The organism is Nostoc sp., assembly GCF_036917455.1.
Classification (GTDB): Bacteria; Cyanobacteriota; Cyanobacteriia; order Cyanobacteriales; family Nostocaceae; genus Nostoc.
This window is the reverse complement of record NZ_JBALDK010000026.1, coordinates 12,684-32,694: the sequence shown is the minus strand read 5'-3', so window position 1 is coordinate 32,694 and position 20,011 is coordinate 12,684. Positions and strand designations below refer to the sequence as shown.

Below are 20,011 nucleotides of genomic sequence, written 5' to 3'. Positions count from 1 at the left end.
TTGACAAACTAATCTCAGTTGCACTCGATTTAATAAATCCTCAACATTTAAGAAACTGGTTTGCTAGTTGCTGCTACTGTACCTCATAATAGCCGTAAGTGCTGTATTGCTTGAGTGTGGTACGAGTCATGGCGATTTGCCAATCCTAACCAAAAGCCAGTATCAACGATAATCATACTTAGCTTTTAAGCCATCTTTCAAAATTGATTTGTAATTTACAGACAAGTTCGGATCTGCCTCACCACAACCAATAAAGCCTGTTTCAGTGAGCATTGAGAAAGGATTCTTTTGCTGCTGCTGAATTTGTTCATAGTACAATTCCAAGGCAGACTTAATCACATCTGTTACTGCTTGATTAGTTTGCTGTTGAATATAGGCCAGTTTGTCAGCATACTCGTCATCTAATCGAGCATTGATTCGCATAGATATGTTAGTCTTGTCATACAATGATATGACAAGACTAATATATCTGCTACCTCGTCAACAACTTCCGGCGCAGATTATCCAACGCTGCATTCGCACTCACATGACGAATTAAAGCCCGACCTCGCACTGTACCAAACTGATACTCAAAACTTGTCACTTCATTCTTTGGCCCAGCTAAACCAACATAAACTAAACCCACCGGCTTGGTATCTGTTCCGCCAGTTGGGCCAGCAATACCAGTGATACTCAATCCCCAAGTTGTTGCAAGGCGGGTTTTTACCCCAATTGCCATTTGCTCTGCGACGGTAGCACTTACCGCCCCAAATTTATCTAAATCTTCCTGGTTAACCCCCAGCAGTCCAACCTTCACCGAATTATCATAAGAAATTACTCCACCCCAAAAGTAATCAGAACTCCCAGAAATCTCAGTCAACATTTGCCCTAAACCGCCACCGGTGCAAGATTCTGCTACTGAAAGCGTTTCTTTTGATGCCTGCAACAACTGACCGACAACAGAAGCAGGAGTATCATTATTAACGCCGTAAAAATCTAGTCCGGCAATTTCTTTAAGTTGTTTCTCTATGGGCGCAATTAGTTCTTCTGCGGCTGCTTCTGAAGTTGCTTTAGCAGAAACTCGCAATCTTACTTCCCCCTTACCTGCATAAGGGGCTACTGTGGGATTTGGTAACTTCAAATAGGAAGCAACTTTTTCCGCCAAAGCAGATTCACCAATACCCCAAAACTTTAAACTCCGGCTGTAAATAATGTCTTTACCCCAACCTTGATTTTTGAGAAATGGGATGGCTGTTTCTTCCCACATCGGGTACATTTCACTGGGAACACCAGGAAAGGTAAAAATCGTGATTTCAGGACGGGGTTGCCAAATAATACCAGGTGCTGTTCCAGTGGGGTTGGGGAGAATTTCTGCACCTTGGGGAATCAAAGCCTGTTTGCGGTTACTGGGTGACATAACCCGACCACGTTGGGTAAATTTCTGGGTTATGTCTTCGATGATGTCAGAGCGTTCTACCAGGGGGACTTTAAAAAAATCAGCGATGGTTTCGCAGGTGAGGTCATCTGGTGTCGGGCCGAGTCCACCAGTGAAAATGAGAATTTGCGCTCTGGAAATAGCAATTTCTATAACTTGCTTCAACCGTTCTGGATTATCTCCAACCACTGTTTGATAGTAGTGGGGAATACCTAGCTGCGCTAATTGTTGCGCCAAAAATTGAGCATTGCCGTTGAGGATATCTCCTAACAGCAGTTCAGTACCAACACAAATAATTTCTGCACTCATTGGAAGGAATAATTAAAAGTTAGGAGTTAGGAGTTAGAAGTTGGGAGTTATAAGTTAGGAATTCAAAACTTAAAACTCATCACTCTTAACTCCTAATTATCATCTCAGGCTAAGGCTAGTAGAAGTTAGGAATTAAAAATTTAAAACTCATCACTCCTAACTCATCATTAACTCCTAACTATCATGTCAGGCTAGTGCTGGTACAGGAATTTCCAGGTGAGGATATAAGGGGAAGCGATCGCACAATGCTGCTACCCTTTGCCGACAATCTTGGGTTACTACTTCGGAATCTGGAGAAAGCAAGCGATCGCTAATAATATTTGCAATCTCGGTAAATTCTGCCACTCCCAAGCCCCGCGTGGTCATTGCGGGCGAACCTAACCTCAAACCACTGGTAACAAATGGTGATTGCGGATCGAAGGGAATAGTATTTTTGTTAGCAGTAATATTCACAGTACTGACTAACCGATCCGCTTGCTTACCAGTCAGATTGACAGAACGTAAATCCACGAGGATTAAATGGTTATCAGTGCCATTTGACACTAATTTTATACCCCGATTTTGTAGTTGTTCTGCCAAAGCACGAGCATTTTCAATCACTTGGGCAGAATAGGTTTTAAACTCAGGCTTTAGGGCTTCTCCAAAAGCCACTGCTTTACCAGCAATGACGTGTTCCAATGGCCCGCCCTGACTGCCAGGAAAAACTGATTTATCTAGCTTTTTACCTAGTTCTGCGTCGCTGGTCAAGATTAAGCCACCTCTAGGGCCGCGGAGAGTCTTATGGGTAGTTGTTGTGACTACATGACAATGAGGAATGGGATCGGGATGAAGACCACTAGCAACTAAACCAGCGATATGGGCAATATCGGCAAGTAAGTAAGCACCGATTTCATCAGCAATACTACGGAACTTTTCAAAGTCAATGACACGAGGATAAGCTGAATAACCACAAATTAAGAGCTTAGGACGCTCCCTCAGCGCCAGCTCCCGAATTTGATCGTAGTCAAGTTGTTCTGTTTGTTGACTGACACCGTAGTGGCTAACTTGAAACCACTTACCTGAGAAATTTACAGGTGAACCGTGGGTGAGATGTCCCCCATGAGACAAATCCATCCCCATAATTTTGTCCCCTGGTTGCAGCAGCGACAGGAACACGGCAAAATTCGCTTGTGCGCCAGAATGGGGTTGCACATTGGCATGAGCAGCACCAAATATCTGTTTAGCACGGTCAATCGCTATTTGCTCGATTTTGTCGATAAACTCACAACCGCCATAATAGCGTTTACCAGGTAAACCCTCGGCATATTTATTTGTCAGTACTGAACCTTGAGCCGCCAGTACCGCAGCAGAGGTAAAGTTTTCGCTAGCAATCAACTCCAGGTGATCTCGCTGACGCTGTAGTTCGTCGTTGATTAACTCCGCGATCGCTGGATCGCTGGAGGAAAGAAAGTCTGAGTTAGTCTTAGTCACTTCAATTATCCTTATGGAAATTTGTACAACGGCTGATTTTGTTTAGGCGTAGCACCTAACAGCTCTACAGAGGCGATTAATCGTCTCCGTATTCTAAAGGTTTTTTTGTGCCAACTTATTTATTATTAGGCGCAAGCTTGATTAATGCATTAATTATAATAACCTTGCTTTTTAAAGCTGCGCTAAATAAAACTGCTTGCGTAGGCGTAGCCCGTCAGAGACATCGCTCCTCCATCGACCGACTTCGGCAATTAACTGTCAGTAATACAACCCTTGCGGAAGATGACTGCGAAGTTCTACCCTGGAAAACTTAACCAGTCAGGATTTTTGACAAATGAAAAATTGTTTGGAACTTACCTTTGAAAGTGGACAAACAGCATTAGCTATTCGAGCCGATCGACAAGCTGAATTACCAGATGCACTTAAGCAAATAGGACTTGGTGGTTCGCATTCTGTTTTAGTAGTGGTGGGAGGTGCAAGTAACATCAGTGAAGCCGACTTTCTCCGCATTCAACGATTATTTACGGAAGTTTTAGCCCCTATCGCCGAAAATTTGGGGGCTTATGTTGTAGATGGAGGTACAAATGTGGGAGTCATGCAACTAATGGGTGAGGCTCGTACCCAGATAGGTGGTAAGTTTGCTTTGATTGGTGTAGCACCCGAAAACAAAGTAGCTTTACCTAATCAAAAAGAACCTGCTACTGATTTGACATTATTAGAGCCAAACCATACTCATTTTGTGCTGGTTCCTGGCGATAATTGGGGCGACGAGTCTCCTTGGATATCTCACATTGCAACTGTGCTAGCTAATAACGCACCTTCACTGACTATACTTTTAAATGGTGGTGAGATTACCTTTGAGGATGCGTTTTCTAGCATTAATACTGGAAGGTTAGTTGTTGCGATCGCTGGTAGTGGTAGAACCGCAGATATACTTGCAGATGCCTTGCGTGGAGAGGCTACTGATGAACGAGCCAAAAAGTTAGCTAAATCTGGTATATTACAATACGTCAACTTAATCGATATAGAGAAGGGAGTTGAAAATCTAGGCAAAATAATTAAAGATTTGCTTTCTAATTAGGAGTAAATAATGGCAAAAAAAGATAGTTATCAAGAATTTTTAAAGGCAGATTTTAATAAGTTATTTGAAGGTATGAACTTAGGCAATGGGCAAAGACATTTTTTGCGATCGCGCTGGTTAGACCAAGTACTCTGGATGGAAGGCAAGGCAATTTTATCGCGCGATCGCCATTATTTATTGCGGATAACAACTATTGTTGGTGGTGTAATTCTCCCAGCATTAGTCAGTCTAAACATTAACACTACTCAACAAGTTAACGATAGAGTCAAGAATGTCATTATCTGGTCAACTTTTGGTTTGAGTCAAGTAGTTGCTATTAGTGCTGCCATTGAAGAGTTTTTTCATTATGGAGAACGTTGGCGACACTATCGCCGGACAGTTGAATCTTTGAAAACCCAAGGGTGGCAATTCTCGCAGTTAACAGGCCCTTATCGAAATTATACAACTCACGAACAGGCGTTTAATGTTTTTGCAGGTTATGTAGAAGATATTATTCAAAGAGATGTGGAAATATATGCCACTCAGGTTGTACAAGAAAAGAAAGAAGAACAACAGGGTCAGGAAAATTATATCTTAATGCAAAATACAAAGATAACTAATATGGAAGAAAAGAAAGAAGAAAAATAAAATTGGGAAAGCAAGATATAGCAAAAATCATTAAACTTTTAATTTTAGATTTTGGATTGAAGGAAAAATCCCAAATCCAAAATCTAAAAATTAGCTGAGGTAATTAACCACCCTTGGGCGCGGCATCTCCAGGCCCGGCGGTGACAATTACTAGATTTTCTGGCTTAATTAAATCCTCAATTACCTTTTGGATCTGAGCCATAGTGACTGCTTGAATCTGCTGGGGAAAGTCTCGAATTTCCGATCGCGAAAGTCCCAAGACAGAATTATCTAAAATGATGCTTGATACATCGCTGGGATTAGCTAAATCCACAGGGTAGCTATTAGTAATTGAGCGTTTTGCCGTATTCAATTCAGCTTCAGTTACTCCTTGCTCGCGCAACTGTTTAAGTAAACCGAGAGTACTGGCGATCGCTTTTTGGGTATCAAGAGGAGCAGTCTGCATCTGAATCAAGAACGGGCCGGGATTGATTCCGGCAGCAAAAGCACTATAGATACCGTAGGTTAGACCGAGGCGATCGCGCACTTCTGTACCCAAACGGCTCGATAAGGTATCACCACCCAAAATCTGATTCAGTATTACTGCTGCATAATAACGCGAGTCTTTCCGAGAAATGCCGTTGTAGCCGATATAGGTAACTGCCTCTGCTTTACCAGGAATTACTTTGTTTAAACGTGTCGAAGTTTGTGGGAATGGCACAGATGGTATTTTTAGTACAGGTGGCTTACCTGTGACTTGCCATTTGTCAAATGCCTGATTCAGCAAAGTTTTTACCTTAACTGAATCGAAGTCTCCAACTATTGCGATCGTCGTGCCATCTGGTCGGTAGTGTGTCTGGTAGAAGCCGAGCAAATCATCACGAGTAATGCTCTTTAAGGTATCGAAGGTAGGAAAACTATGGAATGGATGATTTTCAGGGTAAATTGCTTGCTGGAATACTTGTCTTCCCAGTCCTCTAGGGTCATCTAGCTGGACTTTGAGACTTGTCAGTGCCCGTTGGCGACTCAGTTCTAACTGTTCGCCAGGGAAAGTGGCATTTTGTAACACATCTGCCAGAGTTTGAATCAATATCGACAGGTTCGCAGAAAGTCCCTCACCGCTAACGCTAACTCCCTCGCGGCTGGTACTGAAGTTCAAACCGGCTCCCCGGTCTTCTAAGGTTTTTGCTAGGGTAAGAGCATTTTTAGTCTTTGTCCCATTCATTAAGTTGGCCGCAGTCAGATTCGCTAATCCAGCTTTTTGATTGCCGTCAAATTCAGTACCAGCGTTAATTTGTCCACTCAAGTTAATGGTGGGGAGGCTGCGATCGCCTAACAGCAGAACTCGCAAACCATTATTTAAGGTAAACTCTTCTGGTAGTGATTGTTTGGCCGAATCTGTAGTTGATGTGGCAGGTGGAAGATATTTAGCCAGTTCTGCCGGATCTACAGGTTTACCGGGGCTGAAATTTTCTACCGTGCGCCCAGAACCACCAGTAGAAGTCCCTGGTTTGCCATCTGGTTGAGTTGGCTCAAAGAAACCGATAGTTTGTTTAGCCGGATTTAGATAAGTTTTGGCAACTTTCTGTACTTGGGCTGGGGTGACTTTAGCGATCGCAGCGAGATACTTTTCAATAAAACGATAATCACCTGCGATCGTTTGGTTATACCCCAGTTGGGTAGCTTGACTAGTGATATCTTGATTACCCAAGATATACGAGGCTTGCAGTTGCGTCTTCGCCCGGTTCAATTCTTCTGTAGTGACTGGCTGCTGTTGCAACTTTCCTAAAGATTCTTGAAGCACCTGGGCAATTTTCCCTAACTCTTGACCCGGAGCCGCCGTAGCACTAATGTCATACCAACCTGGTTCAATAAGTTCGGCAGCACCGCCACTCACTGAACTAGCGAGTCCAGACTCTACCAAAGCCTGATAAAGTCTAGAGCTACGTCCACCTGTGAGAATGGCATCCATCACATCAATTGCCGGCACATCAGGATGCTTGATATCTGGTAAAGGATACACAGCTTGTAGTAGTGCCGCGCTTCCAGGTTGCTTCAAAACAATCGGTGCTTTTTTAGTAGTAGAGGCAACTGGAGAAGACGGGGCGACATTTTCCCGTGTTCTCTTTTCCTCGTTTCCTCGTTTTGTCAACTTCCCATAAGTTTCTTTAACAACTTTGAGTACAGGTTCTGTGGCGAAATCCCCTGTAATCACCAATGTGGCATTGTCTGGGCTGTAGTAGGTTTGGTAATAATTCCGCACCTGTTCCACCGTGAATTTTTCTACATCAGCTTTTGTGCCTCCCACAGATAAGCCATAAGCTCTGGTAGGAAAAGCATCTCGCATCACTGCCCGATCCAGACGGTAGCCTGGTGAATTTTCGTACCCCTGTAACTCAGAAATTACTACCCGCTTTTCACTCTTTAGTTGCTCAGGGCCAACTAAGGAGTTTTCCATGCGATCGGCTTCGAGTGTCAACAATGCTTCGAGTCTGTCTCGTTGCACTGTGCCAAAGTAAGCTGTTTCGTCATAACTAGTAAAGGCATTAAACTGGCTACCCAAGGCACTAAACAACCTGCCAAACTGCACTGGACGGGCAGTTGTCCCCTTGAACATCAGATGTTCTAGCTGGTGAGAAAGGCCATTTTCTCCCTTAACCTCGTTACGCGAACCAACTTTATACCAAACTTGCACGCTGACCACTGGAGCGGTATGGACTTCCTTAGTTAGCACCGTTAAGCCATTGTCCAATACCGTTTTTTGTACCCCTTGGGTGAATGAGACAGCAGATACAGGTGCGAGCGCTGTCGGTGTTGCAGCATTGGTGAAATTGCCCGAAAAAGGCACAAGACTTAGGAGCAGACTGAGAAAAAAACCTATAAATATATATGAGCGGAGCTTCATAAGCAATGCCAAATGCAAATTTCTAATTTTGAAGAAGAATCCAGAATCAATTAGTAGGGGACTCGCTACCCCAGTGCTATCCGCTAGCCATACAGAATTCATTTTGACTCCTGAATTCTGTTTTGACAAAACAAAACCTTAGTAATACCTTGTGGAAGTCAAAAGACTTAAATTCTCGCCTTTTTTACCATTTTTAATGGTAGCTTTATTTTTCTCATGCCGTAATAGTCGGTTTTCAAGTTTACTTATTTGCAATCCACTTACGAGCAATAGCTCTAACCATGGTATAAAAATGTCTTAGCTCTGCTCATTACCACTTATTTAATATTTTCAATATAAATGTAACTTTACGCACTGTTACGAACTATTGTAACTATATTAATAACCATTGCAATGTGTTCCATTTGACAAGTGTTTTGGAATATCTACCTCTACGATTGGTTTGATTTCTAATTGTCATTCCATTAGGGTAGGCTTCTCCATCAAACTAGTAATAACTTTTTGAGATATGCAAACAAGAAACTTAATTGCATCATTCGCATTAGGTATAGCTTTAGTAGCAATACCTGTATTAAAATCTCATGCCTTAGAAGAAAAAACACCGGATTTGTATAATTTAATAGGGTATAATTCCAAAGGCGATAAAGTCAGTATTAATTACTCAACATCAAGCATTACTGGTAAGCCCCTTTTCAGCTATCAAGATCGGAAACAAACATTAAACTTTCAGGGAGATGAGATCCGTACTGTCGAGACGGAAATTGGTACGCTAGTGACTGTGACTATTAAAAAGACTGTAGATACTGGCTCTACGACATTTAGCTTGCTTATACCCCATATAAACCTGGGATATGACAACGAAGTAAAAATTGTAACTGACGGAATCACAACATTAAATCGGTTTTCTACGATTCCTCAATTCAACCAAGGGCAGAAACAAATTTATACAATAATTCATCTCAAGGGGACAGCCCAAGCTGTTGCGTTTTAAGCACAACAGGAATAAAGAAATAGGAATTATCCAAAACTTACGCGCTTTGGGGCAATTTATAAATTGCCCCTACTTGAAAACAAGGGTTTTGCTTACGGAAATAATCTAGTGCGTTACACTGCATTAACGTACTCTACAAATAAATCAACCCTTAAACTTCTACATTCAAAGCACGCACCAAAAAAGCCCACTTATCTGCGGCTTCTTCGATAATTTTAGCTGTGGGTTTACCCGCACCATGCCCGGCTTTCGTCTCAATTCTAATTAGCGTTGGCGTATCACCTGCGTGAGCTTCTTGCAAAGCAGCAGCAAATTTGAAACTATGAGCAGGGACAACGCGATCGTCATGATCGGCTGTGGTAATTAGGGTTGCTGGGTAAGCTGTGTCTGCTTTTATGTTGTGTAATGGCGAATAAGCGTACAGCGCTGGAAACTCTTCTGAATTATCTGCTGAACCATATTCAGAAGTCCAAGCCCAACCGATGGTAAATTTGTGGAACCGCAACATATCCATTACGCCGACGGCGGGTATTGCTGCACCAAATAAATCGGGGCGTTGCGTTATGCAAGCACCAACTAATAAGCCACCGTTACTACCACCTGCGATCGCTAGCTTCTCAGTCTTAGTATACTTATTCGCAATCAACCACTCCGCAGCACCAATAAAGTCATCAAAGACATTCTGTTTTTTATCCTTCATTCCTCCTTGATGCCATTCTTCGCCGTATTCTCCACCACCTCGGATATTGGGCATAGCGTAGATACCACCCATTTCCATCCACACCAACAGACTCACCGAAAAGCCAGGTGTCATTGAGGCATTAAAACCACCATAAGCATAGAGATAAGTGGGGTTATTTCCATCTAATTTAATACCCTTTTTGTGGGTAATAAACATTGGTACTCTAGTACCATCTTTGCTTTGATAAAAAACTTGTTTTGTTTCGTAATTATCTGGATTAAAATCTACCTGTGGCTGGCGAAAAACAGTACTTTTACCAGTTATCATATCGTAGCGATAGATAGTTCCTGGTGTAGTGAAGCTGGCGTAACTATAAAAAGTTTCGGTATCATGACGTTTTCCACCAAAACCTCCGGCTGAACCGAGACCAGGTAATTCTACCTCACGAATAAACCCGCCTTTGAGGTCAAATATTTTAATTTGGCTATGAGCATCTTTGAGATAATCAGCAACAAATTGATTATTAAGTATGCCTACACTTTCTAAAGTTTCTGCTGATTGGGGAATGATTTCTTGCCAATTTTCTGGTGCAGGATTTTTAGTGTCAATGGCAATAACTCGTCCCCGTGATGCATTTAAATCCGTGCGGAAATAAAAGACGCTATCATAATTGTCAATAAAGCTATAATCTGCCTCAAACTGATTAATTAATTCTACGACTTCAGCATTAGGGTTAGTTAAATCTTTGAAGAAAACTAAATTTTTAGAGTCAGTACCCAGCCAAATAGAAATTATTAGATAGTGGCCATTTTCAGAAACACCACCACCAAAACCCCATTCTTTTTGGTCAGGACGATGATAAATTAGTACATCTTCTGACTGAGATGTTCCTAATTGATGATAGTAGAGCTTTTGATAATAGTTAACATCTTCTAATTGAGTTTTCTCATTCGGTTCATCGTAGCGACTGTAGAAAAAACCTTGATGGTCGTGTGTCCACGATGTACCAGAAAATTTAATCCACTTTAGATGGTCTTGTAAGTCTTCACCAGTTTCAACATCCCGTACTTTCCACTCTTGCCAATCAGAACCAGAGGTGGATAGACCATAAGCTAAAAGTTTACCATCCTCGCTAATAGATAATCCTGAAAGAGCTACAGTGCCATCTTCTGAGAGTTTATTAGGGTTAAGTAAAACTTTGGGTTCGCCTTCGAGAGTTTTCAGAGTGTAGAGGACACTTTGGTTTTGCAGCCCGTTATTTTTGAAATAAAAGTAACGTTCGCCTTCTTGAAAAGGGATACCATATTTTTCATAATCCCAAAGTTTGGTAAGGCGCTGTTTAATTTTTTCCCTGGCAGGAATTTCGCTCAAGTAGCCAAAGGTAATTTGATTTTGTGCCTCAATCCAAGTCCTTGTTTCTTCAGAATCAGGATCTTCTAACCAACGATAAGGATCTGCGACTGAAGTACCGTGGTAGTTATCGACTTGATTGCTTTTGTGGCTGGATGGATAGGTAAAGAGTTTTTTGGAGGAGGGCATAATCTCATGTCGAAAGTGCTTCTTTACATACTACAAAAGCTGACCAAATCTGCGGGAAAATTGTAGCTGCTGAAGACCTAACCCACAGCCCTTGCCTACAAGGCTACCGTGTAGACTTGTGTTTACACCGTAGCCCTACAAGGCAAAGGGAGTAAGATTCAAAGTCTTTTAGATTAACAGCAGGCTTTAGTAGACTACTTGCCACCAACCGAAGGCTGGGCCGATAAAACGGATAGTTGCCCATCCTACAACCATAAGGATAATGCCTATCCAAGCACCACGAGTTGTCCAACTGACAAATTGTTCGCCTTGAATTTTTGTGATGGGAAGCCAAGGCAAGATTCGAGTCTCTTGACCGTATGTTTCCCCTTGTGTGGTTTTGCGACGCTTTGCTTCACCCATAATCAGCAACTCAAATTTTACTTAGGTTCTAAATTTATCTTGCCAGGAATCATCATTAAATAATTCGTAATTCGTAATTCGTAATTCGTAATTATGTTAGTGACGCGAAAAGCTAGTCTGCTTACTCCTGGAAATAAGCAAGCTAGTAAGAGGATTTCGCAGAGTTATTATGAATTATGATGAATCACATTACCTTCGGAAAATGCAAATTGAGCATTGGGTATTGACTTTAAGCAGAATTTTCTTCATCTGTATTAGAAAATAGACTGGGATCGAGATAGTTAATGCGGGCGAGAGGACTTAAGGCGGTGAGAATTTGAGCGCCGTAGCTACGATTAACTACACGACTATCAAGTAATGCAACAATACCTTGACTTTCTCGGACTGGCGCGATCGCTCTTTGTAATTCACTTAAGGCTGTCGGCAATAAATATAAACGGAACCAATCTTGATGCGATCGCTTATAAAGAGCTACCCTACCAGCTACAAGCGGATTTTCTAAAGATGGTAAAGGTAAAGTAGCAATAATTAACAGATGTGGTGCTGGCAAAACTCGCTGATGTTCTCGCCAAAATTCCCAACCGCTAATCAAAATACCATTTTCATCTAAACAAGTTTTTTCTACCTGCACCCGCGAACCAAACTCTGAAGCCAAAATTGTCGCCACTTGAGCCTTGAGTGGGACATCTCCCACCAAAACAACCGTCAACCCTGGTGCTGTAGCACTTAGACAAACCAGTGTGCGGACTTTGTGAATAAATGCCGCTTGAAATTCTGGCGTGTTAGGTAGAGGCAATTTATAGGGTACATATAATTGAATCGCTTCCGCTTGACTCTCCGAAGAAAACTTTAAACAAGTTAAATCGTTCAAACCAAGGCGCTGTCGAAAAAGAGGAGCCTCAGTTTCCGGTTCTATAGCACTGCCAATTAAAACTACTGGTTGTCGCTGCCACAAGGGTGAGAGGATTTCACTTAATTCCATTGGGGCATAGTGCAAAGAAAATAAACCTTGTCGATGGACAATAGTCGCCCAGAAGAGGGGAGGGGGGGCAGGGGAGGCAGGGGGAGCAGGAGAAGCAGGGGGGAAAAGATTTTCGTCGAGGGTTTGTAATTGCTGCCAGAAATGTTTCCAATTATCTGGGAGATTTGCTGGATCTAAAGCAGCATAAAGACGGCTTAAAATCTCTATTTCTGGCTGAGAAATTAGATAGCACTGATATGGATTAACCGGATGCTGAAAAAGCTCGTGTGTTAGTTGTATCCGTGCTTCGCTAATTGCCTCAGCTTGATTTGGACAAGCCAGTATGAGTTCATCCCAATCATGGGGTTGAACATCTTGGGTAAGTTGATCGCGCACCCAATCTTCGAGATCGTCTACCCCATCAATAATTGTCGGGATGCCTTCGGGAAAGCAAGAGCCACCAGCAAATTGTCCTCTTAACCAAGCTTCTGGGGAGGTTAACAGTAGCCCTTGGAACTCAGCATCAGGCCAAGCGTCACCCGTTCTAATCGATTTATTGGCTGGTAGCCATTGCTGTAGACGGGGAATTTCCACCCGCAGTAGAAGTTGCTGGACTGCTTCTTGAGCAACAATAATTACAGGGCCATGCCACATTAGGGCTGATGCTACGAAACTAGTACGATACCGCCCCTGATAGCCACAAACCGCTCCTACTTGAATTAGGGCACTACGTCCCAGGCGCAAGGCGCGTGCTACCAACCGTGCCATCGTCAAATGATGGGGCCAGGAAGGGAACCCCGCTTGCGATCGCAAAAAGTTATGTAGTGACAAATGAACTTCTGCCTCAATCACACGCTTTAAATTCCATACAAAGTGACTTTTACTTCCAATTGCCCCATTTCTATTATGTTGTCATTTGTCGTTTGTCATTTGTCGTTTGTTTTTGACTAATGATTAATGAACCAATGACCAATGACCAATTACCCACTACCCTGAATTATGCCAACTTACACAGGAATTTCCAGCGAAGCCTTCAGGCATCCACTAGATCGCCAAGCCGAGCAAGCTTTACGCAATTTACCGGGATTTGATTTGATCGCTCGTAAATTTGTGGAATTTATCTACGAACGCCCTCAATTAGTCTATCTAATGGGTAACACCATTCAGGTCGGGCCCCGTCAGTATTCCACTATTTACCAAATGTTTCGGGAATGCGTCCGAGATTTGGACATCTACCCAGAACCTGCACTGTTTGTCTCGCAAGATCCCCAAGCAAATAGCTATGCCTTGGGGCAACAGAATCCTTACATAGTCATAAATACAGGGATACTAGACTTACTAGAAGAAGCTGAGATTCGGGCGGTGCTAGCCCATGAACTGGGGCATATTAAATGTGGTCATACTATTTTAATTCAAATGGCGATGTGGGCGATGAGTGCTGCTTCCGCCTTGGGAGAATTGACCTTCGGCATCGGTAATTTTGTAACACAAGGCTTGATTTACGCCTTTTTTGAGTGGCGGCGGAAAGCCGAGTTATCCTCAGATCGCGCTGCGCTACTAGTGATGGATGACTTGAATCCTGTGATGTCAACGATGATGAAACTCTCTGGCGGTAGTAACAAATATGCCAATGAATGTAGTTTACAAGAGTTTATCAAGCAGTCAGAAAATTATCAGGCACTAGATGAAGATGGGCTGAATCAGATATATAAATTCTTGATTTACAATGGCGCTCAGGGTACGATGTTGAGCCATCCTTTCCCCGTGGAACGCCTGCATTACTTACGGGCGTGGGCAGTATCTGAAGAATATCAGCAAATTCGCCGAGGAAATTATCAGCGATCGCCTGCTTCTGGCTCGGTAAATGTTGCAGCAGAATCTTCCGCAAATGAAACAGATAATTTACGCCGTCAAATTGAGGAATTACAACGGCAAATCGACAGAATGAGAAGACCTGATAATTCGTAATTCGTAATTAAGGAATAATCACCGTAGGGCGGGGGCTGGCATTAGTAAATAGTGCCTGCCTTACTTAAGATTGATGCAAGATGTGACTTTTACTGCATTAACGCACTTTTGGGGGTAGGATAAATTCAATGTTCAAAATTAGAGACTTAAAAACTGCTTAACTATATCTGAGCGTTAAATGAGATGTAGACATTTTATGAATATGGCAATTCACTTGACAAAACGGCTCTCTGTGTTCGCTGCTATTCTAAGTATTGTCCTTTTTATGCCAGGAATTGCCTTAGCTGTACCGATTCAACTCCATATTACTTCTGGTGTCATTTTTGCCCAAATTACCAAAACAGCAAGCTACTCCACCTCGTCAGAGATTAACCTGACTCCCTTGCAAAGCCAAGAAATTCAGGCTGTACGTCAGAGAAGAAACAGGGAAATTGAGGCGGTCTTAAACACATCGCAACGTGTCCAACTTAATCACAATCTCCGGGCTGGTAATAATATGAATCAAGCCCTACAAAAGCTGAATTTGCAACCAGAACAGCAAGAGTTTGTAAAGGCGATCGTCCAATTTACTAACTTGAAAATGAAGGCTATTGCATCTAGGCATTCGCTAAAAATAGTCCAGAAATAAAGATTTTACTTGTAGAGGAAAATTTTGTGCCTTTGTTAGAGAAGATATCAATAATATTTTCTCTATCATAGTTTTGGAAAAACGACACTAAGAGATGTGAGATTTAGTGTCTCTACAGGATTTTGATGATTTAATGGGCAACTTACGCTAGCGATGCCTGCGGTGGGCTGCGCCAACACTTGAGATAATCAAATACACATAGGGTTGTCGCTGCCTGTAGAGGATTTTAGTGTAAATATCTGTTCCTCTCAACTTTTGGAGCATCTATAATTAATCTTGCCCTATTTAGTTCGTTACCATGTCGGAAGAAGATATCCGAGCCGCCAGGCTGGAGAAAGTAGAACAACTCAAGCAGCTAGGGACTAATCCTTATGCCTATCGTTGGGAATCTACCCATCATGCAGCGCAGTTGCAAGAGCAATTTGCCGATTTAGCCAGTGGTGAAGAAGTTGATTTAGAAGTTGCGATCGCTGGGCGCATTATGGCGCGTCGCGTTTTCGGTAAACTGGCTTTCTTCACCTTGCAAGATGAAACTGGCACAATTCAGCTTTATTTGGATAAAAATCGCATCCAAGAAAGCATGGCAGATATTGATGCTGATGCCTTCAATCATTTGAAACAACTCACAGATGCAGGGGACATTCTGGGAGCCAAAGGTACTATTAAACGGACTGAAAAGGGCGAGTTATCTGTCTACGTTAAACAATATACTATCCTGACTAAATCCCTGTTGCCCCTACCCGACAAATGGCATGGATTAACGGATGTTGCTAAACGCTACCGTCAGCGCTACGTTGACTTGATTGTTAACCCGGAAGTGCGGCAAACTTTCCGCCGTCGCGCCCAAATTACTGCTGGGATTCGCCGTTATTTGGAACAGCGAGATTTTCTAGAAATTGAAACGCCCGTTTTGCAAAGTGAAGCTGGGGGTGCAGATGCGCGTCCATTTATCACCCATCACAACACTTTAGAAATGGAGTTGTATCTGCGAATTGCCACAGAACTCCATCTCAAGCGGTTGATTGTAGGTGGTTTTGAAAAGGTGTTTGAATTGGGAAGGATTTTCCGTAATGAGGGAATTTCGACTCGACACAATCCCGAATTTACGACGATTGAAGTTTACCAAGCCTACGCCGACTATAACGATATGATGGCGCTGACTGAGGGGATTATTACTACTGTCGCCCAAGATGTACTCGGCACACTACAAATCACCTACCAAGGGGAACCTATAGATTTAACACCACCTTGGCGGCGGGTGACAATGCACGATTTAGTTAAAGAATTTACTGGCTTAGATTTCAATTCTTTCCAAACATTGGAAGAAGCAAAAACAGCAAGCAAAAATGCTGCTATTCCTGGTGTAGATGAAGCCAAATCAATTGGGAAGTTACTGAATTTAGCTTTTGAAGAAAAGGTAGAAGCTAATTTGATTCAACCCACCTTTGTCATTGATTACCCTGTAGAAATTTCGCCTCTAGCAAAACCCCACCGTTCTCAACCTAGTTTGGTGGAAAGATTTGAGTTATTTATCGTCGGGCGAGAAACTGGGAACAGCTTCTCAGAACTTACAGATCCCATCGATCAAAGAGAACGCCTAGAAGCCCAGGCTGAAAGAAAAGCTGCTGGTGACTTAGAAGCCCAAGGTGTAGACGAAGACTTTTTGACAGCCCTTGAATACGGTATGCCGCCTACAGGTGGTTTAGGGATTGGGATCGATCGGTTAGTAATGTTGTTAACTGATTCTGCCAGTATTCGGGATGTAATTGCCTTTCCTTTACTCAAGCCTGAAGGCAGTGTTATTAAGCAATTTACCTATGAGCCAAAAATTCAAACACTGACTATTGAATTTGACAGTGGAAGTGTTTACGAGTATTTCAAAGTCCCTGCTAGTGTCAAAGAAGACTTAGATAATGCTCCGTCTAAAGGTCAGTATTTTAACAAGTTTATTAAAGGAAAATTTAAATTTGAACAATTGAGTTGACCGATTCAAGCATATAATTTGAATTTTTCATTTTATATTGAAATAACCGCAAAACCTAGCTGTCACAACCAGGTTTTGCGGTTATTCAATAAACGCATGACTACATTGGATAACCAATAAAGTAATTGCAGAAATTGGGACAAACTGTTGGTTTAGCCACCCCAGATTTTTTCTAAAACTGCGTTTGGTGAGATATCCGCCGTTTTTCCCGTGGGGGATGCAATAGCCAGGAATTTATCGTTTTTCGGCAACAACTTAGTTGCATCGCTGGGCCCAAATAGGGCGATGGTATAGGTTTGAACTGCAACACTCAATTGTAGTGCCGGAGTATCAGTAGACAACATCAAATTTGCTCCGGCGATTATAGCAGTTAACTTGCCAATATCATCTGGGGCAGTCACTTTGATATTTGGAGAAGACCCCAAAAGCGATCGCACAAACTGCTCATCGTCAGTCCCCTTAATCACCACCACAGGCAGATCCGGCTGCTTGTCTTGGAAGCCTTGAATAATTTGATGCCAACTTTCCACAGGGTAGATTTTATCCAGTTCTTTAGCCTGGGATAAATGACCAGAACCGCCATGAATCAGGATATAACCTGTTTCATGTACGCCTAAGCGTTTCTGTTCTTTTTGTGCCCACTCAATATCTGGTTTTGGCACATTTACTGCTAACTCTGTGACAGGACTATTTATTTCCAATGGTTGCAGCAAATCGTGATATGCTGCTGCCGCATACTGGGATGGTTTAAATGGCACAGCGTGAGTCAGAAAAACCGAACCCTTGCCTTTGTAGCCAATACGTATGGGAATTCCTGTCAACCAAAGTAAAAGACCCAGCAACCAAATTTGCTTCACAGCAATGACAACATCGTATTCGCGATCGCGAATTGTCCCCACCAAGTTACCCCAATCAGCCAGACTATTACGGTCGTGAAAATCAAAGTTCAGCACCTCGTGAACTGACTTGCTCACTCGGTAGGCAGCCTTTGACCGGGGTTCAACAACGACATCTATCTGAGCGTTAGGGTAATTCCGCTTCAGGTCATCTAGAGTCGGAAAGAAGAGAATTTGGTCGCCAATTCCGCCAGGTACAAGGGCTACTACTCGCATAATATTTATTGACGCTTACTCGCTCCCTATTTTAGGGGAAAATATATAGCTTAAAGATTGAGGAATTCTGTGTATTTACTAATTCCAGCTGCGGGAATCGGAAAAAGAATGGGTAGTAACCGCAATAAACTCTTACTGAAAGTGCGATCGCAACCAATTATTGCCTGGACTCTATTAGCTGCAGAAGCCGCCAATACAATCAGTTGGATCGGGATTATTTCTCAGCCTAGCGATTGGCCGGACTTCAGGGCAATTCTCACCGATTTGAAGCTGACTAAACCTGTGGAATTGATTCAAGGTGGCTCCACCCGTCAGGAATCTGTTTACAATGGCTTGCAGGCTTTGCCAATAGCCGCAGAACAAGTGTTAATTCATGATGGTGCTAGATGTCTGGCCACACCAGATTTATTTAACTCTTGTGCCGAGGCCATTCACCACTATCCCGGTTTAATTGCTGGTGTACCCGTCAAAGACACCATCAAAGTTGTTGATGAACAAGGCATAATTCAAGAAACACCCGACAGACGAAATTTGTGGGCTGCACAAACTCCCCAAGGATTTAATGTCAAGTTGTTGAAACAGTGCCACGCTGAAGGTGTCCGTCAAGGTTGGGAAGTAACTGACGATGCCGCTTTATTTGAAAAGTGCGGTATTGAAGTGCGAATTGTCGAGGGAGAGGAGACAAATTTGAAGGTGACAACTCCACAAGATTTAGCGATCGCAGAATTTATTCTTACAACTAGAGGTGTTTGAGAGATTGGGGATTAGGGATTGGGGAAATAACTAATCCCCAATACTTTGACAACGCTCAGTACAAGTACCCAGTCCCAAATTAAATACTTTCAAAAAATACTTTGACAATTTACGATATAATGCCACACACTTGTTGATTGTTAGTTGTCATGTACTAATGACCAATGACTAATAACCAATGACTAATGACTAACAACTAAATGATTACAGCCACAGCGACGAAGATAGAAGCAATTCTCTATTTAAAGGGTAAACCCTTGTCGCTCGGCGAAATCGCCGAGTATGCCGCGTGCGATCGCGCCACTGTCAAAGAAGGCATAATTGAACTAATGGACAACTATGCCCACCGAGATAGCGCCCTAGAGGTAATAGAAACCCCAGATGGTTATAGTTTGCAACTAAGGTCTGACTTTCATGATTTAGTGCAAACGATGATACCAGTAGAGTTGGGTGTAGGTGCATTACGGACTTTAGCAGCGATCGCCCTTAATAGTCCCATACTCCAGAGCGACTTAATTAACTTGCGCGGTTCAGGAGTATATCAACATGTTCCAGAACTCGTAGAACTTGGTTTCATCCGCAAACGCCGAGACAGCGATTCTCGATCCTACTCACTCCAAGTAACCTCAAAATTTCATCAATATTTTCAAATCGAACAACTCCCGCAAATACTTTCCAACAGCCAGAAGGAAGAACAACTAGAACTAGAATTAGAACTAAAAGCAGTAGGGACTGGGGACTAGGGACTAGGAAAATAATCCAATCCCCATTCCCAATGACTTACCCGTGGTGAATGCGCTAGCCTTGTACTATGGTTTAGAGTAGAGTTAGCAATTAAGCTAAATAAAACTGCCAATGGTGTTTAATCCTGACTTTTTAAATGACAACTCTGAGGAACACCCTAATCAACTTCTTTCCGACCACTCTGAAGAATACCCCAATCAGTTACTCAAATATTTACAACATCAGTCTCCTGATGTTTTAGCGAGGATTGCTCAATCCGCCAGCCCCGAAATTAAACAAATTATCTCGCAAAATGTCCAAGGGCTAGTGGGAATGCTCCCCGCAGAAAATTTCAACGTCCAAATCACAACAGATCGGGATAACTTAGCTGGGCTTCTAGCGTCGGCCATGATGACGGGGTATTTTTTGCGCCAAATGGAACAAAGAATGCAGTTAGAGCATTTGTCTAATGGTCAGTAGTTA

The 20,011-nt window shown here is 42.6% G+C and carries 17 protein-coding genes; 9 read left to right on the top strand and 8 right to left on the bottom strand.

What is annotated here, in order from left to right:
* Positions 1-162: 162 nt before the first annotated feature.
* The 3 genes from V7K42_RS03020 to glyA all read right to left on the bottom strand — a co-directional run bounded on the left by V7K42_RS03020 (position 163) and on the right by glyA (position 3,193).
* Entirely contained in the window at positions 163-423 is a 261-nt protein-coding gene (locus tag V7K42_RS03020) for a ribbon-helix-helix domain-containing protein (RefSeq protein ID WP_334913408.1), read from the bottom strand.
* A gap of 49 nt (positions 424-472) precedes the next feature.
* Complete coding sequence (locus V7K42_RS03015) at positions 473-1,723, bottom strand: competence/damage-inducible protein A (protein ID WP_334913406.1); 1,251 nt, start codon at positions 1,721-1,723, stop codon at positions 473-475.
* Between the two features lie 186 nt (positions 1,724-1,909).
* Positions 1,910-3,193 carry a serine hydroxymethyltransferase gene (gene glyA, locus V7K42_RS03010; RefSeq protein WP_334913404.1) on the bottom strand — a complete coding sequence of 428 codons (1,284 nt, stop codon included), beginning with the start codon at positions 3,191-3,193 and terminating at the stop codon, positions 1,910-1,912.
* A 334-nt stretch (positions 3,194-3,527) separates the two neighbouring features.
* On the opposite strand from glyA, the gene V7K42_RS03005 reads away from it, so the two are divergent.
* Together V7K42_RS03005 and V7K42_RS03000 are read left to right on the top strand one after the other, a co-directional pair.
* Positions 3,528-4,274: a hypothetical protein gene (locus V7K42_RS03005; RefSeq protein WP_334913402.1), complete on the top strand. Its 747-nt coding sequence runs from the start codon at positions 3,528-3,530 to the stop codon at positions 4,272-4,274.
* 9 nt (positions 4,275-4,283) lie between these two features.
* A complete protein-coding gene (locus V7K42_RS03000) occupies positions 4,284-4,901 on the top strand; it encodes a DUF4231 domain-containing protein (protein ID WP_334913400.1) in 618 nt (205 codons plus the stop codon).
* Positions 4,902-5,004: 103 nt separating this feature from the next.
* Here V7K42_RS03000 and V7K42_RS02995 read toward each other — a convergent pair whose 3' ends face one another.
* Complete coding sequence (locus tag V7K42_RS02995) at positions 5,005-7,785, bottom strand: M16 family metallopeptidase (protein WP_334913412.1); 2,781 nt, start codon at positions 7,783-7,785, stop codon at positions 5,005-5,007.
* Between the two features lie 508 nt (positions 7,786-8,293).
* Between V7K42_RS02995 and V7K42_RS02990 the strand changes: the two genes are divergently transcribed.
* Positions 8,294-8,776 (top strand): hypothetical protein, encoded by a 483-nt coding sequence (locus V7K42_RS02990; protein WP_334913398.1) that lies wholly within the window; start codon positions 8,294-8,296, stop codon positions 8,774-8,776.
* 151 nt (positions 8,777-8,927) lie between these two features.
* On the opposite strand, the gene V7K42_RS02985 is transcribed toward V7K42_RS02990, so the two are convergent.
* The 3 genes from V7K42_RS02985 to V7K42_RS02975 form a co-directional block, all read right to left on the bottom strand.
* Positions 8,928-10,997, bottom strand: a complete 2,070-nt coding sequence (locus V7K42_RS02985; RefSeq protein ID WP_334913396.1) for a prolyl oligopeptidase family serine peptidase — start codon at positions 10,995-10,997, stop codon at positions 8,928-8,930.
* 186 nt (positions 10,998-11,183) lie between these two features.
* Positions 11,184-11,399 carry a DUF2839 domain-containing protein gene (locus V7K42_RS02980; RefSeq protein ID WP_334844021.1) on the bottom strand — a complete coding sequence of 72 codons (216 nt, stop codon included), beginning with the start codon at positions 11,397-11,399 and terminating at the stop codon, positions 11,184-11,186.
* A 229-nt stretch (positions 11,400-11,628) separates the two neighbouring features.
* Complete coding sequence (locus tag V7K42_RS02975; RefSeq protein WP_334913394.1) at positions 11,629-13,212, bottom strand: ATP-dependent DNA helicase; 1,584 nt, start codon at positions 13,210-13,212, stop codon at positions 11,629-11,631.
* A 147-nt stretch (positions 13,213-13,359) separates the two neighbouring features.
* Between V7K42_RS02975 and V7K42_RS02970 the strand changes: the two genes are divergently transcribed.
* From V7K42_RS02970 to lysS, 3 genes are all read left to right on the top strand, one after another.
* Entirely contained in the window at positions 13,360-14,328 is a 969-nt protein-coding gene (locus V7K42_RS02970) for a M48 family metallopeptidase (RefSeq protein ID WP_334913392.1), read from the top strand.
* Positions 14,329-14,524: 196 nt separating this feature from the next.
* Positions 14,525-14,956 carry a hypothetical protein gene (locus tag V7K42_RS02965; protein WP_334913390.1) on the top strand — a complete coding sequence of 144 codons (432 nt, stop codon included), beginning with the start codon at positions 14,525-14,527 and terminating at the stop codon, positions 14,954-14,956.
* A gap of 298 nt (positions 14,957-15,254) precedes the next feature.
* On the top strand, positions 15,255-16,940 hold the full coding sequence (lysS, locus tag V7K42_RS02960) for a lysine--tRNA ligase (protein ID WP_334913388.1): 1,686 nt from the start codon (positions 15,255-15,257) through the stop codon (positions 16,938-16,940).
* A gap of 152 nt (positions 16,941-17,092) precedes the next feature.
* Here the strand turns inward: lysS and V7K42_RS02955 are convergent, their stop codons facing one another.
* Complete coding sequence (locus V7K42_RS02955; RefSeq protein WP_334913386.1) at positions 17,093-18,052, bottom strand: glycosyltransferase family 9 protein; 960 nt, start codon at positions 18,050-18,052, stop codon at positions 17,093-17,095.
* 69 nt (positions 18,053-18,121) lie between these two features.
* Here V7K42_RS02955 and ispD point away from each other — a divergent pair, with 69 nt between their 5' ends.
* From ispD to V7K42_RS02940, 3 genes are all read left to right on the top strand, one after another.
* Positions 18,122-18,805, top strand: a complete 684-nt coding sequence (gene ispD, locus V7K42_RS02950; protein ID WP_334887484.1) for a 2-C-methyl-D-erythritol 4-phosphate cytidylyltransferase — start codon at positions 18,122-18,124, stop codon at positions 18,803-18,805.
* 200 nt (positions 18,806-19,005) lie between these two features.
* Complete coding sequence (scpB, locus tag V7K42_RS02945) at positions 19,006-19,548, top strand: SMC-Scp complex subunit ScpB (protein WP_334913384.1); 543 nt, start codon at positions 19,006-19,008, stop codon at positions 19,546-19,548.
* A 112-nt stretch (positions 19,549-19,660) separates the two neighbouring features.
* Entirely contained in the window at positions 19,661-20,008 is a 348-nt protein-coding gene (locus V7K42_RS02940; RefSeq protein WP_094333219.1) for a DUF760 domain-containing protein, read from the top strand.
* The last annotated feature ends 3 nt before the right edge of the window (positions 20,009-20,011 follow it).